The 14,568-nt window shown below is 59.5% G+C and carries 15 protein-coding genes; 10 read left to right on the forward strand and 5 right to left on the reverse strand.

All coding sequences use genetic code 11. From position 1 onward, the window contains the following. Nucleotides 1-118: 118 nt before the first annotated feature. The 6 genes from pstC (at nucleotide 119) to ACXAD0_RS02955 (ending at nucleotide 6,786) form a co-directional block, all read left to right on the forward strand. Nucleotides 119-1,498: a phosphate ABC transporter permease subunit PstC gene (gene pstC, locus ACXAD0_RS02930; RefSeq protein WP_475086849.1), complete on the forward strand. Its 1,380-nt coding sequence runs from the start codon at nucleotides 119-121 to the stop codon at nucleotides 1,496-1,498. Further along, nucleotides 1,491-2,783: a phosphate ABC transporter permease PstA gene (pstA, locus tag ACXAD0_RS02935; protein ID WP_475086850.1), complete on the forward strand. Its 1,293-nt coding sequence runs from the start codon at nucleotides 1,491-1,493 to the stop codon at nucleotides 2,781-2,783. The genes pstC and pstA overlap by 8 nt, the downstream gene beginning before the upstream one ends. A 183-nt stretch (nucleotides 2,784-2,966) precedes the next feature. Continuing rightward, complete coding sequence (gene pstB / locus ACXAD0_RS02940) at nucleotides 2,967-3,707, forward strand: phosphate ABC transporter ATP-binding protein PstB (protein ID WP_475090296.1); 741 nt, start codon at nucleotides 2,967-2,969, stop codon at nucleotides 3,705-3,707. A gap of 61 nt (nucleotides 3,708-3,768) precedes the next feature. After that, nucleotides 3,769-4,470, forward strand: coding sequence for a phosphate signaling complex protein PhoU (gene phoU, locus ACXAD0_RS02945; protein ID WP_475086851.1), 702 nt, complete (start codon nucleotides 3,769-3,771; stop codon nucleotides 4,468-4,470). 391 nt (nucleotides 4,471-4,861) lie between these two features. Continuing rightward, nucleotides 4,862-5,767 carry a putative porin gene (locus ACXAD0_RS02950; protein ID WP_475086852.1) on the forward strand — a complete coding sequence of 302 codons (906 nt, stop codon included), beginning with the start codon at nucleotides 4,862-4,864 and terminating at the stop codon, nucleotides 5,765-5,767. Nucleotides 5,768-5,982: 215 nt separating this feature from the next. Further along, nucleotides 5,983-6,786: a putative porin gene (locus ACXAD0_RS02955; RefSeq protein ID WP_475086853.1), complete on the forward strand. Its 804-nt coding sequence runs from the start codon at nucleotides 5,983-5,985 to the stop codon at nucleotides 6,784-6,786. Between the two features lie 105 nt (nucleotides 6,787-6,891). On the opposite strand, the gene ACXAD0_RS02960 is transcribed toward ACXAD0_RS02955, so the two are convergent. Then, nucleotides 6,892-8,175: a M48 family metalloprotease gene (locus tag ACXAD0_RS02960; RefSeq protein ID WP_475086854.1), complete on the reverse strand. Its 1,284-nt coding sequence runs from the start codon at nucleotides 8,173-8,175 to the stop codon at nucleotides 6,892-6,894. Nucleotides 8,176-8,286: 111 nt separating this feature from the next. On the opposite strand from ACXAD0_RS02960, the gene ACXAD0_RS02965 reads away from it, so the two are divergent. The 4 genes from ACXAD0_RS02965 to ACXAD0_RS02980 are packed head-to-tail and all read left to right on the forward strand — an operon-like array spanning nucleotide 8,287 to nucleotide 10,631. Further along, nucleotides 8,287-8,766 carry a DUF4265 domain-containing protein gene (locus ACXAD0_RS02965; protein WP_475086855.1) on the forward strand — a complete coding sequence of 160 codons (480 nt, stop codon included), beginning with the start codon at nucleotides 8,287-8,289 and terminating at the stop codon, nucleotides 8,764-8,766. A 48-nt stretch (nucleotides 8,767-8,814) separates the two neighbouring features. Then, nucleotides 8,815-9,591 carry a peroxide stress protein YaaA gene (gene yaaA / locus ACXAD0_RS02970; RefSeq protein ID WP_475086856.1) on the forward strand — a complete coding sequence of 259 codons (777 nt, stop codon included), beginning with the start codon at nucleotides 8,815-8,817 and terminating at the stop codon, nucleotides 9,589-9,591. After that, nucleotides 9,588-10,235: a DUF938 domain-containing protein gene (locus ACXAD0_RS02975; protein ID WP_475086857.1), complete on the forward strand. Its 648-nt coding sequence runs from the start codon at nucleotides 9,588-9,590 to the stop codon at nucleotides 10,233-10,235. The genes yaaA and ACXAD0_RS02975 overlap by 4 nt, the downstream gene beginning before the upstream one ends. Before the next feature lie 33 nt (nucleotides 10,236-10,268). Next, nucleotides 10,269-10,631 (forward strand): hypothetical protein, encoded by a 363-nt coding sequence (locus ACXAD0_RS02980; protein WP_475086858.1) that lies wholly within the window; start codon nucleotides 10,269-10,271, stop codon nucleotides 10,629-10,631. Nucleotides 10,632-10,653: 22 nt separating this feature from the next. Here the strand turns inward: ACXAD0_RS02980 and phoR are convergent, their stop codons facing one another. The 4 genes from phoR to ACXAD0_RS03000 form a co-directional block, all read right to left on the reverse strand. Next, nucleotides 10,654-11,952 carry a phosphate regulon sensor histidine kinase PhoR gene (gene phoR / locus ACXAD0_RS02985; RefSeq protein ID WP_475086859.1) on the reverse strand — a complete coding sequence of 433 codons (1,299 nt, stop codon included), beginning with the start codon at nucleotides 11,950-11,952 and terminating at the stop codon, nucleotides 10,654-10,656. A gap of 173 nt (nucleotides 11,953-12,125) precedes the next feature. Next, a complete protein-coding gene (phoB, locus tag ACXAD0_RS02990; RefSeq protein ID WP_475086860.1) occupies nucleotides 12,126-12,830 on the reverse strand; it encodes a phosphate regulon transcriptional regulator PhoB in 705 nt (234 codons plus the stop codon). A gap of 96 nt (nucleotides 12,831-12,926) precedes the next feature. Continuing rightward, nucleotides 12,927-13,772, reverse strand: coding sequence for a 4-hydroxybenzoate octaprenyltransferase (ubiA, locus tag ACXAD0_RS02995; protein ID WP_475090297.1), 846 nt, complete (start codon nucleotides 13,770-13,772; stop codon nucleotides 12,927-12,929). Between the two features lie 35 nt (nucleotides 13,773-13,807). Continuing rightward, on the reverse strand, nucleotides 13,808-14,428 hold the full coding sequence (locus ACXAD0_RS03000) for a chorismate--pyruvate lyase family protein (protein WP_475086861.1): 621 nt from the start codon (nucleotides 14,426-14,428) through the stop codon (nucleotides 13,808-13,810). Nucleotides 14,429-14,568 lie beyond the last annotated feature (140 nt).

Here is a 14,568-nt window from a genome sequence, read left to right on the forward strand (position 1 = left end):
CTTGGCCTTTTGCTGTCTATAGACCCGGTTTTTTTGTCCCGGGAGCATGGTATGCCATGCAAACGTCGTAAAAAGTCCGGATAATGCCCGGCTGAAATTTTGAGTGCATGGTAGATCGATGCAGACCCCAACCCTCTTTGCTCTGTTATTGCTGCTGATCCTGGTGGCCTACGGAACCGGTTTTACCCGTGCGGTAACCGTCGCCCGTGGCCAGGGCGGCATGCGCAACCTGGCCTCCCTGCCCAGCTATTACGGCCTGCATATGGCCCTGTGGTGCGGCTTGCCCGCGCTGATACTGCTGGGCGCCTGGCTGATCTTTGATGATGCGATCATTCGCGCGATGGTAATGGGCAGCATAGCCGACAAGCCGGATACCATCGCCGGGCAAAACCTGCTGTATGCGCAAATCCAGAATGTCGCCAAGGGCAGCACCCTCGGTACGCCCGGGCCGGAAGTCGCCGCTGCCGCTGAACGGCTGGCCAGCCTGCGCAGCTCGGCGCAGTGGTTGCAGACGGCGATCATACTGATCCTGTCGGTTGGCCTCGCCAGTTTCGCCATGCTGCGTTTTTCGCCGGAGCTGCGCGCACGGGAAAAGGTCGAGAAAGTATTGCGCATCGTGCTGCTGGCCTGCGCCTGTGCGGCCATCTTCACCACCGTCGGCATTCTGCTGTCGGTGCTGTTTGAATCCCTGCGCTTCTTCCAGTCGGTGCCGGTTACCGAATTCCTGTTTGGCTTGCAGTGGAGCCCGCAGATGGCCCTGCGTGCGGACCAGGTAGGTTCCAGTGGCGCCTTCGGTGCGGTACCGCTGTTTACCGGTACCCTGCTGGTGTCTGCCATTGCCATGTTTGTGGCAGTACCTGTCGGTTTGATGTCAGCAATCTACCTGGCCGAGTACGCCAGCAAGCGCGTGCGTGCGATCGCCAAGCCGCTGCTCGAGATCCTCGCCGGTGTACCGACCGTGGTATACGGCTTCTTCGCTGCGCTGACCGTGGCCCCCTGGGTGCGAGACACCGCCGCGGCCATGGGCCTGCAGGCGTCAAGCGAAAGTGCCCTCGCCGCCGGCCTGGTGATGGGTGTGATGATTATTCCGTTCGTGTCGTCCCTGTCGGACGATGTGATCAATGCCGTACCGCAGTCCCTCCGTGACGGTGCCCTTGGACTGGGCTCCACCCGGTCGGAAACCGTGCGCAAGGTTGTGATCCCTGCGGCCCTGCCCGGCATTGTCGGTGGTGTGCTGCTGGCGGTCTCCCGCGCGATCGGTGAAACCATGATTGTGGTGATGGCCGCGGGCCTCGCCGCCAACCTCACCGCCAACCCGCTCGAATCGGTCACCACCGTGACGGTGCAGATTGTGACCCTGCTGGTGGGTGACCAGGAATTTGACAGTCCCAAGACCCTGGCGGCATTTGCCCTCGGCCTGATGCTGTTCGTCAGCACCCTGGTACTGAACTTTATTGCCTTGCACGTTGTGAAGAAATATCGGGAACAGTATGACTGATCTAACCAAATCCCAGGCCGAGGTGCGCGAGCGTATCGAAGCGCGCCTGGCCAGCCGTCACCGCAAGGAAAAGCTGTTCCGCGGCCTCGGTATTTTCAGTATCGCGCTGGGCATCCTGGCAGTGGTCGTACTGTTTACCGACATTATCAGCAAGGGCAGTGGCGCCTTTGCCGAGACGGCCATTGAACTGGAGCTCAACTATGACCCGGCGGTGCTGGGTATCGACGAGGTCAATGCCGAGACGCTGGCCTACGCCAATTTTACCGGTGTGATCCGCAAGGCATTGCTCGAGCGCTTCCCGGAGGTGTCCGGCCGCCGCGACAAGCGGGAGCTGTACTCGCTGATTTCTTCCGGTGAGCCCTATGACCTGCGCGATCGCATGGCCAAGCACCCGGAGCTGCTCGGCCAGACCGAAAGCCGCTGGCTCACCGCCGACGATGATGTGGATACCTTCGTCAAAAGCCTGAAAGACAGTGAAGAGGGCTTCCGCGGGCGGACTTCCGAGCAGAAGGTCGGTTGGATCAAGTCGCTGATGGACAGCGATGAGCTGAAGAAACGTTTCAATACCACGTTTTTCACCAACGGTGATTCCCGAGAGCCGGAACAGGCCGGTATCCGCGCAGCCCTGATGGGCTCGCTGTTTACCCTGCTGGTGACCCTGGTGCTGTCGTTTCCGATTGGTGTGGCCGCGGCCATTTACCTGGAAGAATTTGCGCCGAAGAATCGCTGGACCGACCTGATCGAGGTGAACATTAATAACCTCGCGGCGGTGCCGTCGATTGTGTTCGGTCTGCTGGGCCTGGCAATTTTCATCAACTTCTTCGAGCTGCCCCGCTCCGCCCCGCTGGTGGGTGGTCTGGTACTGACGTTGATGACCCTGCCGACCATCATTATTTCCAGCCGCGCAGCGCTGAAGGCGGTTCCGCCTTCCATCCGCGAGGCGGCGCTGGGTATGGGCGCATCGCGTATGCAGACGGTCTTTCACCATGTGCTGCCGCTGGCCATGCCCGGCATGCTCACTGGCGCGATTATCGGCATGGCGCAGGCCCTCGGTGAAACCGCGCCGCTGCTGATGATTGGTATGGTCGCGTTTATCGTCGATGTCCCGCACGGTATCACCGACCCGTCGACCGTGCTGCCGGTACAGATTTTCCTATGGGCCGACAGCCCCGAGCGCGCCTTTGTGGAGCGGACTTCCGCCGCCATTATGGTGCTGCTCAGCGTCCTGATTTTGATGAATACCGCCGCGGTACTGCTGCGCAAGAAACTGGAGCGTCGTTGGTAGTGGGCGGTATCCCGTTCGCTGCTAAGATAACCAACCGATAGAATCGCTATGAACACTATGACCCTGGATGCCGGCCAGATCCCGGCGGAAGCAACTGAAACCGTGGAACAACCGACTGTGGATACCAATACCAAGGTAAGAGAGACCGTAGGCCAGCCGCTGTGTGACAACGCCAAGCTGCGCATGCGCGATGTGAATGTCTTTTACGGCGAAGCGCAGGCGATCCACAATGTGAGCCTGGATATCGGCCGCAATGAAGTGGTTGCCATGATTGGCCCGTCGGGTTGTGGTAAATCCACCTTCCTGCGTTGCCTGAACCGCATGAATGACACCATCGAAGGGTGTCGTGTGGAAGGTGACCTCACCCTGGATGGCGACCCCATCTACGGCCCCAAGGTGGATGTTGTGCCCCTGCGCGCGCGCGTGGGCATGGTGTTCCAGAAGCCGAACCCGTTCCCCAAGTCCATTTACGACAATGTGGCCTACGGCCCGAAGATCCACGGTATTGCCAGCCGTCGCGCCGAGCTCGACGAGATTGTCGAGAACAGCCTGCGCCGCGCCGGCCTGTGGAATGAAGTCAAAGATCGCCTCGACAAGCCCGGCACCGGCTTGTCTGGCGGCCAGCAGCAGCGCCTGTGTATTGCCCGTGCGATTGCTGTCAGCCCCGAAGTGATCCTGATGGACGAACCCTGCTCGGCACTGGACCCGATCGCCACCGCGCGTATCGAGGAGCTCATCGATGAGCTGCGCCAGAACTATACTATTGCCATCGTAACCCACTCGATGCAGCAGGCAGCGCGGGTGAGCCAGCGTACGGCGTACTTCCACCTGGGCCACCTGGTCGAGGTGAACGATACCGAAACCGTGTTTACCAACCCGCAGCACGAGCTGACGGAAGCCTATATTACCGGCCGTTTCGGTTAATTATTTCAATAGCGATTATCGGGGTTGCCCCCCTCAAGCTCTGCAGAAAACACGACACATTATGGAAATGCACTTCGATCAACATATCTCCCGCCAGTTCAACGAAGACCTGGAGGGCCTCAAAACCGAAATGCTGGAAATGGGCGGCATGGTGACCCAGCAGGTCGCCGACGCGGTCGAATCCCTGGCCAGCGCGGACAGTGAGCTGGCAGAGAAAGTACTCGGTGTTGAGCAGGAGATCGACAAGTGCGAGATGGCGATCGACGAGCACGCCACACTGATTATTGCCAAGCGCCAGCCCACCGCGTCTGACCTGCGCATGGTCCTGTCGATCACCCGCATTGCCCGCGATCTGGAGCGGGTTGGGGATGAGGCGAGCAAGGTCGCCAAGATGGCGATTGCACTGACCGATGAGGGCACCTCCCCGCGCGGCTACACCGAGATCCGCCACATCGCCCAGGCGGTGCGCAAGATGCTCAACGACGCGCTCGATGCCTATACCCGCTTCGACGTACAGGCAGCGCTGGCTACCATGGCCGAAGACGAGCAGGTGGACATGGACTACCGTTCCGCGATCCGCGAAATGATCACCTACATGATGGAAGACCCGCGCAGCATTTCCCGCGGCATCAACGTACTGTGGGTACTGCGCTCACTGGAGCGTATCGGCGATCATGCCAAGAATATCTGTGAGCAGGTGGTGTATCTGGTCGAAGGCACCGACATTCGCCATGGCCACGAGAGCAACCTGAAAAAAAGCTGATGGGCACCCACTGGCTTGGCCGGTGAAGCACCCAAATAAAGGCCCGCAAAGCGGGCCTTTTTTATTGCGCTATCCCAACCAGCCCGCGCCTCATCGAGTGAGCGTGGCCTGTACCCAGCTGCATGATTCCCTTCCCCCGGTACGACCGTGCCGATCCTTCAAAAACCAAAAAGTAGAAAATTTGAGCAATTTGCGGATATCTATCGGTCATTCGATGCGATCTGAAACATAGATTAGAAATAAAATTCTAAAAATTAAGTTCAAATCTGAAACAAAATTGCCATTCTCCGGTCCGATGCATGCGCCTGCTTTGCCTGGGCGGTTGGACAAACTGGGTCTGACCAGCGACGCGGGCCCGAAGAATAATTGCAATAAGTACAAGGAGTTCTGAATGCATCCGAAGTTTGTTTTACCGCTCGCACTGTTGTTGTCCGTCAATGTTGCGGAGGCATACCAGTCGTTTTCGAGCGGTGGCTATTCCTATGAGAAAGACGTCGCTTTGTGGCGCTACTGGGATCCTGAGACCGGTCTGTTGAATACCTCCCTACGGGATCAGGTCGGTGAAACCCTCACCATTGCCAGCCGCTACTATTTATCGGATCGCCAGGCCCGGGGTCCCCTGAAGGAATTTGATTACATCAACCGCATCAGCAATTTCTATGGCGCCTACGGCTATAGCGATGATGAATACCACAATGCCCGCAACGGTGTGTTGGGCGGTGAATATTTCACAGGCAACCTGAAATTGGGGGCCAGCGTACAGGATCTGGATGGAGAGCAGGTGTTTGGCGGCGCGCTGGGATATTTTTTCACCCCTTCCCTGCAGGCCACTGTTGATATCGAGTACCACGAAGGCGACAGTCGCGTTCTGCTGGGTGGGCAGTACGTATATCAACTGGGAGACACCGATTATCTGGGCGTTACCCTGCAAACCAATGACGGCTTTTCCGGGGCCGTGGTTTCGACGCGCTATTTCCGCGCCCTGAGCAATGACCGCTATCTGCGCCTCGGCCTTAAATACGCTGATACTGGCGGTCTGTCCACCGAGTTCCTGCTGTCCGATTCTGACATCGCGCCTGTGCGCAATATCTGGGAGCTCCAAGGCGAATTCTATTTCTCCGAGTCGACTTCCTTGAAAGCGGAGGTTGGAGATTTGGGCCACTATCGCCTGGGGGCAACCCATTTCTTCAACAGAAATATCTCCCTCTCACTGGGTTACACCAACAAGTCGGATGAGTTTGGAGGGTGGACGCTGGACAATGAGTCCTATTCCCTGAGCGCGTCTGTGCAATTCTAAAGATCAGGCCGCGGCACTTTCTAGGTGCCGTGTACCCGTACGTCTCGCGCTGGCTCGCGCCTCGGCAACAGTCGGCAAAATATTGCCCAGGGACAAAAGCGGATTGGGACGCAGTCTGCAATTTCGCGAATTGCCGCTGCACACCCATGCGCTTTTGCTACACTCCGCGCGACTCGGCCTGTACCAGGCAATGTTGTGACTAAAGGATGAGACCTATGAAATTCAAGCACCTGCTTCCACTGACTCTCGCATTCGCTGCGGCTACCGCCACTGCAGAGCAGTACACATCGCTGTCTTCTGCCGAATACGCTGATATCGACACGCCTTTTGGTTCTGCCGATACCTTCAGCATTGGCAGTACCTATTACTTTTCTCCAAAGCAGTCTCTCGGTCCGCTGAAAGAGTTCGAATACATCAATCACGCCAGTAATGTATTTGGCGGATTCGTTAGTACGGACTCGGAGTTCGGTGACTTCGACAGTACCGTGATCGGCGGCGAGTACTTCACCGGTGCGTTGAAATTTGGTGGCGCCTTCGAGAATAGCGATTTCTCTGACGTGTTCCGTGTCTCTGCCGGTTACTTTGTCGACCCGAACCTGCTGCTCGAAGTCGAGGCAGTGTCTGTCGAGGATGGGGACAACAGCTTCTTCTTCAGTGGCCAGTACAACCACCAGCTGGTGGGCAATGACTACGTTGGCGTCACTGTTTCCGTAGACGACGAGCTGGACAACAGTACGCTGTCGGCGCGCTATTTCACTGAACTGACCGGTGGACGTTACTTTGCCGCGGGTATCGCGCTGCTGGATACTGAATTCGGCAATGATGCCGTACTGGAGGCCGATTACTACTTTAACCAGCACACTGGTGTCAGCGCCTCGCTGAATGATGAGGGTGGCTTTGGTTTGGGCGTATCGCACTTCTTCAACCGCAACATCGCCGGTGAACTCGCATTCTCCAGCGATGATCAGGACGGCGTCGATGTGGATGTACTGACCCTGGGATTGGTGGTACAGCTGTAACTTTGTCGGGTTGCATTGCTCCATCAAAAAGGCGGCCAAATTAGGCCGCCTTTTTTGTTTGCCGGCATCCCTGATACCACAGGTACCGGACCTTTCGTTCGAGTTTTATCCCTGGTTCCCCAGAGCCTGCATACGCTGTTGCGCGCGGGTACCGATATCACCACCGGCCTTGGACGCGGTCTGATAGTGGTTGATGGCCTTACTGCGATTGCCCTGGTTTTCGTACACCTCACCCAGGTAGTAGTGCGCGTGTGGTGTTTCCAGGTAGCGCAGTGAACGGGTCAGGTCGCGCTCCGCGTCGATGTAGTTTTTCAGTTCGGCACTGGCAAGGCCGCGCTTGAGCCAGTTGGAGAACAGCCCCGGATTCTTCTGCACGGCGTTGTTGTACGCGCTATACGCTTGCCGATACTGCTTGCGCTGGGCCAGCAGATCACCTTCCAGCTGGAAGAAGGCGGCTTCGCGCGGCTGCCGGCGTTGGGCGTCACGTACCAGCGTCAGCGCGCGATCGTATTGCTTGTCGCCTGCGGCTGCCATGGCCTCATCGAATTGTTTGTACGCGTCGGCGTCACGCTTGAGCTGGGCGATGGCTCGCTGGTAGCCGTCGCGATTGGTGACACCACCGCCGAGCTGCTTCGCGTGGGCAATATTGGCATCAACCCGCGACTGCGAAGGTGGGTGGCTGGCAAACAGGGCGTCGAGGCCGCCGGCGTTGCGCCCCTTGGACAGCGCGACAAATTTGCGCTGCAGCCGCACGGCGCCCTGGGGGTCATAGCCCGCGGCCACCATATATTTCATGCCGTACTCGTCCGCTTCCAGTTCATTCTGGCGTCCGTAGCGGGCGATATACGCGGAGCCACCCAGCTGGCCACCCAGAGCGACAAGGTCTCCGTATTCGGTGTTCTGGGTAGCCGCACCGAGCACGGCCAGCCCGGCCCCCAGCACCTGCGCCTGGGACATGCGCGAGGCAGAGTGACGCGCCGCCGCGTGGACGATCTCGTGCCCGAGCACTGCGGCCAGCTCGGCTTCATCTTCCAGCAATACCAGCAAGCCCCGGTTGATGGCAATTTTGCCGCCGGGCAGGGCCCAGGCGTTGGGCGTGGAATTATTGAGCACGACAAATTCATAGGGGAGTTGCGGCTGGTCGGATACCCGTGCGAGCTTCTGCCCCACACGGTTCACGTAGTCCTGTAGCGCCGGGTCGACATTGTACTGGCCGCCCTGCTGTTGCTGGTTGGCGGGATACTGCTCTTCACCAATGGCCACTTCCTGTGCCTGGGACATCAGGGACAACTCCTTGGCACCGGTCACCGGGTTCACGGCACAGCCACTGAGTAAAAGCCCGGATAGGGCGGAGAGAATTGAGAAGCGGGCGAGTTTACGCGAGATCATGCTGGCTCCCTGTATACTATGCGTCATCTTTGACGGCTGTCGGGGCATCGGTTTTGACATCACCGATACCGTGATGGGTCGGATATTTTACACAGTCCGCTGGGAGAGGTTATGACTGCGTTACAGGTTATTGAGTTGTTTGCCGGAACGGGCCCCGATGGGGCGCCGGTGGTCGAGCGGCTCCAGGTAAAGGTCAACGAGGATGACAGTTGCCAGCTGGTGCGCTCACCGGCGTTTATCAAGGGCATTGCCAGCGGCGACTCCATCAAGGTGAACAAAGACGACCAGCAGTTCGAACTGGTAAAGCGCTCCGGCAACCTGGCGATACGGGTATTTTGTCGGGGCGACAGCGCGGCCATATCCGACCAGTTAACGCCGCAGCTGGAGAAGCTCGGGGGAGAGCTGGATATGGAGAGTCAGCGCATGCTGATCTACAGCATCCACGTGAGCTGCGGATTTACCAATATCGAGAAAATTCTCGACAGCGTGTGCGATGGAGCCAACAGTACCTGGTACTACGGCAACGTCTATGACCCGCAGGACGGGCAGACACCACTGAACTGGTGGCAGGACATCCTCAAGCCGGAATAATCCGTATAACGCACCACAAGTATTTACTGGAACAGAACTGAACGCCCTATGTTGATCGTGATCTCTCCGGCAAAAACGCTGGACTACGAGAGTGACATTCCCTCACTGGACACCACCCAGCCGGATTATCTGGATGATTCCGCGGCCCTGATCAAGGAGCTGCGCGCCCTGAGCCCGCAGGATATCTCCGCACTGATGAAGGTGTCGGACAAACTGGGCGTCCTGAATTACGACCGTTTCCAGTCCTGGAAGCGGCCGTTCAAGCCCACCAATGCACGCCCCGCCCTGCTCGCCTTCAAGGGCGATGTGTACACCGGGTTGGAGGCGGAGACCATGGGCAAGCGTGACTTTGCCTATGCCCAGAAACACTTGCGTATGCTCTCCGGCCTGTATGGATTGCTGCGTCCACTGGACCTGATGCAGCCGTACCGCCTCGAAATGGGCACCAGGTTTGCCAATGCCCGCGGCAAGAACCTGTATGAATTCTGGGGCGAAAAACTGACGGACGGTCTCAATACCCAGCTTGCGACGGTGAAAAGCCGGGAGTTGGTAAACCTGGCCTCCAACGAGTACTTCAAAGCGGTCAAGCCGAAGCAACTGGAGGCGGAGATCATCACGCCCCACTTCAAGGACCTGAAGAACGGCCAGTACAAGATGATCAGCTTTTTTGCCAAGAAAGCACGCGGCATGATGAGCCGCTGGGCCATCGACCAGCGGGTGAAGAAGGCGGAAGAGCTCAAGCAGTTCGATGTGGCAGGCTACGCATTCAATCCCGAGTTGTCGAAAGACAACGACTGGGTCTTTACCCGCGATGAGCCGGTGTGAGTAAGGCGCGGTCGTCCTCCATGCACGGATCTGCCGAACAGGAACTGCCGGATGCCCCCGCTTGCGCACGCAATCGGGAACCGATCCTCGCGCACCTGCAGCGCCTGCTGGGCAACAGCCGGCAGCTGCTGGAAATCGGCAGTGGTACCGGGCAGCACGCCGTTTATTTCGCGCCGCATTTCCCGCAGCTCGTCTGGCAAACCTCGGATGTGGCCGCGCGCCTGAAGGATATCCGCCAGTGGCTCGCCGCCGAGCCGGCCCCCAATCTGCCCCAGCCAATCGAGCTGGATGTCACGCTGCCCTGGCCGGCAGACCTGCACGCGGACACGGTATTCACGGCGAATACCCTGCATATCGTCTCAGAGGTGGCGGTGCGGGCGCTGTTTGAGCGAGTGGCCGCGCTGCTTCAGGGCGGTGGCCAGTTTATTGCCTATGGGCCGGTGAAGATGGATGGGCAGTTTGTCGGTTCGGGCAATGCGGACTTCGATGTCTGGCTGCGCGAGCGGGACCCGCGCAGCGGCGTTCGCGACCTGGAGTGGCTCGATGAGCTGGCAACAGAAGTGGGTCTGCGGCGTGCCGAGCTGCACGAGATGCCCGCAAATAACCATTTGTTGGTTTGGCGGTGGCCGCAGGGCAGCCGCTGAATCTGGAAAGCCTGGAATTGAGGGGGAATTACTATGCCGGGTTGGTTTGAAAATATGGTGATTGCCGGCTTTGCGCTGGCAGCGGTGTTCTTTTTAGCGAAATACCGTGAAGTGGCAGCCGCGCTACACGAAAGCGAACGCATGAAAAAGCGTCTGTCCAACGACCTGGATCGCTACCGGGATATTGGTGCGCTGCGCACCCTGCGTGACGCGCTGACCGGTGCGCGCCAGCTGCCGGTCGACGACGAGGGCCGCGAGCACGCCCTGCTGCGTGATGCGGAACAGCAGCTGCATCATCTGGTGTTGCAGCGCGAGAGTACTCCGGTCGCAGAGGGCGAGCGCGTGACCATCACCGCGGGGGGTAAGGAGATTACCCTGGAAGAGCTCAAGGGCTGACACCACCCCTGAGCATGAACGATCAGGCGGTCGCCGTAGAAGAGAGCTTTTGCGGCGGGAAGTGCAGTGTGAAAGTACTGCCCCGCCCGGGCGAACTATTGACGGTCATGTCTGCGCTGTGACGCAGCAGGACATGCTTGACGATGGCCAGTCCCAAACCGGTGCCGCCACTCTCCCGTGAGCGGCCCGCATCCACACGGTAAAAGCGTTCGGTCAGGCGGGGGATGTGCATCGGGTCGATACCGAGCCCATTGTCGGTCACCGCGTAGTGGCCGCCGCGACTGTCTTCCCACCAGCGCAGTTTGATCGGCCCGCCATCCGGGCTGTACTTCACCGCGTTCTGAACCAGGTTGGCAAAGGCACTGTGCAGCTCCGTGGCATCGCCGGTCAACACGGCGTCCTTGTCGCATTCCACAGAGATATCGTGGCGATCGCCGCTGAAATCGCGGGCTTCCTGGGCCACCCGCTCCATCAGTTCAGACACGGAAATCTTGTCGCGGCCGCGGTGGCGCTCGGAGGTTTCCAGGCGCGCGAGCAACAACAGGTCGTTAACCAGCGTGGTCATGCGGGCGGTCTGCTCACTCATCTGGGTGAGTGGCCGTTGCCACGCCTGTGGTGCCATGCCGCTCGCTTCGAGCGTTTCAAGATAACCGGCAATTACGGTGAGCGGCGTGCGTAATTCGTGAGACACGTTGGCAACGAAGTCGCGACGCATCTGTTCGAGGTTATGCAGGCGGGTGATATCGCGCACGACCACTAATGCCTCGTCCTGACCGTAGTGGGTGACTTCGACCTGAAGTATGCGGGTTTCATCGCCTGGGGCCGTCATGGTGATCGGCCCGGAGTTACTGTCGGTCTGGTGCATATGGTGCACGAACACCGGATCGCGGACGAAGTTGACCAGTGGCTGGCCAGCGTCACCGGATTGCAGGTTGAGCAGTTCCCCCGCCGTGGGGTTCCACCACGCCAGGTTGCCGTCACCCTCCAGGGCCACAATACCTTCACGTAACGCGCTGGTGCTGTCCTGCACCCGGCGCAGCATGGCATGCAGTTTCTGCTTTTCGCGGCGGTGGCGGCGCTGCATGCGGTAGAAATCGTCGGAAATTTCGCCCCAAATACCGAATGCGGTGGGCGCCGGGCCACGGCGGCCATTTGCCAGCCAGCGGTTGAAGCGGCTCTGTTGGGTGAGGATCCAGATCAGGTAGATGCCCAGGCCCAGGCTCAGGCTGAGATGCCAGTAGCCTGTGGCAAAGCCAAAGATAGTGCAGCCGAGGGCGATCACAATCAGGCGAGAGAACTCGCCAATACTGCGTTCCAGCATGGTCGTTGGCGTTCCAGTTTGAGCCGCCTGGAAAAGGCGGTCCCATTACCGTGGAATCGGGGCGAAGACTGCCATCGCAGCGACGCCTCCAATGGTCTGTTCAGGCGGGGGCAATTGCGAGCAAAGGGTCGTGTGCCCCGGCTATCGGCGCGGGGCCGAACCTGTGCGGATTGTCACACTTTTTCCGGAGTTTGCACAGAAAAGCGGTAGCCGGTGCCGCGCACGGTCTGGATATAGCGGTCGTGGCCTTCCAGACTGAGCGCCTTGCGCAGGCGACGGATATGTACGTCGACGGTGCGCTCCTCGACATACACGTTGCCTCCCCAGACGTGGTCCAGCAGCTGGGCACGGGTATAGGCACGCTCCTGGTGAGACAGGAAGAACGTGAGCAGTCGGAATTCGGTGGGGCCCATCTCGACGGCCTGGCCGTCGATGGAAACGCGGTGGCTCAGGGGGTCCAAAACCAGCTTGCCGGCACGCAATGGTTCTTCTGGCGCATTGGGGCCAGCGCGGCGCAGTACGGCTTTGAGCCGGGCAACGAGTTCCCGGGGGGAGAACGGTTTGGTGATGTAATCATCCGCACCGGTCTCGAGTCCCTTGATCTTGTGGTCTTCTTCACCCTTGGCGGTGAGCATGATGATGGGCAGGCTGGAGGTGAGTTCGTCGCGCTTCAGGCGTCGCGCGAGCTCGACACCGGAAACATCCGGCAGCATCCAGTCGAGCAGGATCAGATCCGGTTTCTCATCGATAATGAGAGCGTGGGCTGTCTGTGCGTTTTCCGCCTCGAGACAGCGGTAATCCGCCATTTCCAGCGCCACCCGCAGCATGTCGCGCACGGGGGCTTCATCGTCGACGATCAGAATAGTCTTGCTGTGCATCGTTCCTGTCATACCTTACCTGTCCAACGGACGCTGCCCATTTAACGGCAATACAATGACAAATATATGACAGCCGGGGGAGAGTCCCCATAGTACTCACTTGTCAGCGAGTGTTGAGAACAGAATTCCCGCAAATACCGCAAGACCTACCCAGTTGTTGTTCAAAAAGGCCCTGAAACAGTCATCGCGCGCCCGGTCGCGGATCAGCCATTGCTGATAAAGAAACAAACCGGCGGCGACACCGAGCCCAATAGTGAAGGGCCAGCCCAGTTCAAAGCGCTGGCCGACCAGCATCAGCGCGAAAATGACCATGCCCTGCAGTGAGGCGGTCATGGCCCGGTCCAGTTCGCCAAACAGGATGGCCGTGGACTTCACGCCGATGCGCAGATCGTCGTCCCGGTCCACCATGGCGTAAAAAGTGTCGTAGGCGACGGTCCACAGCAAATTGGCGGTGTATAGCAGCCAGGCTTCCGGTGGCACGCTGTCATTCACTGCGGCAAAGGCCATCGGAATGCCCATGCTGAAAGCGGCGCCCAGCACGACCTGGGGCATATGGGTGAAGCGTTTGGCAAACGGATAGCAGAATGCCAGTACCACCGCGACCAGCGACAGTTGGATGGTGAGGGTGTTGGTCGTCAGTACCAGCAGGAACGCCAGCAGGCACAGCCCCGCAAACAGCAGCAGCGCATCGCGCGGCTTGATCGCGCCGGTGGCCAGAGGCCGCGTCGCGGTCCGCTCCACACTGCCATCGATATGGCGATCCGCATAATCGTTAATGGCGCAGCCGGCCGCACGCATCAGGATGACGCCCAGGGTAAAGACCGCGAACAGGTGCCAGCCCGGCCAGCCGTCCGCCGCGAGCCATAGCGCCCACCAGGTCGGCCACAGCAGCAACAGTGTGCCAATGGGCTTGTCCATACGCATCAGTCGCCAGTAGGGCATGAGCGCCGGCCAGCGTTGGGCAATTCGTGCGGTGATCACTGACAGAGATCCTCGTCTTTAGTGCCGGCATCGGCAGCGTTGGTCTGTGTAGAAAGCGGCGGCCCACTCGGTCGGAACGCGGTCAGGAATGTCTCCGCGACCAGCAGCGGTTTGTCCCGCAGCCAGAAAATCGAACGGCGCCCCCAGGCGCGCTCCTGTTCATCGCCCAGCACCTCGAGAGAACAGTCGCGGTTTCGTCGCAACTGGTTGAGGGTGATCGGCCCACGGCGAATACCGGGTTCGCTGAACAGCAATTCGCCGAGAGGGCGGCTGTCGAGACTGCGCAGGTAGCGCGACTTGCCCTGCAGGCAGCGCTGCGGCAGCACACTGCGGGCATAGACCCAGGGCTTGCCCCGGCCAAACAGCAAGACTTCGCGTACCAGTGCCAGTTGCCGGTCCCGCAGCCCGAGCGCGCGGCGTTCTTCCAGGCCGGGCTGTTGCCAGCGCTGATTGAGCACCTGCACATGAAATTGGCCACCGCTCTGGTGTTTGAGCGCTGCGGTCAGGGATCCCGGGTGCAGTAGCCAGGGCTGGAGATCCGCCGGCAGAGTGTGCTGCAACGACTCGAGCGAGGACTGCAGCCACTGGCCTTCGGGCAGAAAAGGAGACTGGTACAACGCGCACTCCGCGAACAGGACAAAGGCCCCCATTGTACCGATTCGGCCCGCCGGGAAAACCGGCGTTGGCCGATCACCGGCTGCGTATCGGCAGTGCCGGTTTTTTGCCCGCGGCGCCGGTGCCCGATATAGTGACCGTT

The organism is Microbulbifer sp. ABF4_148, from assembly GCF_056158985.1.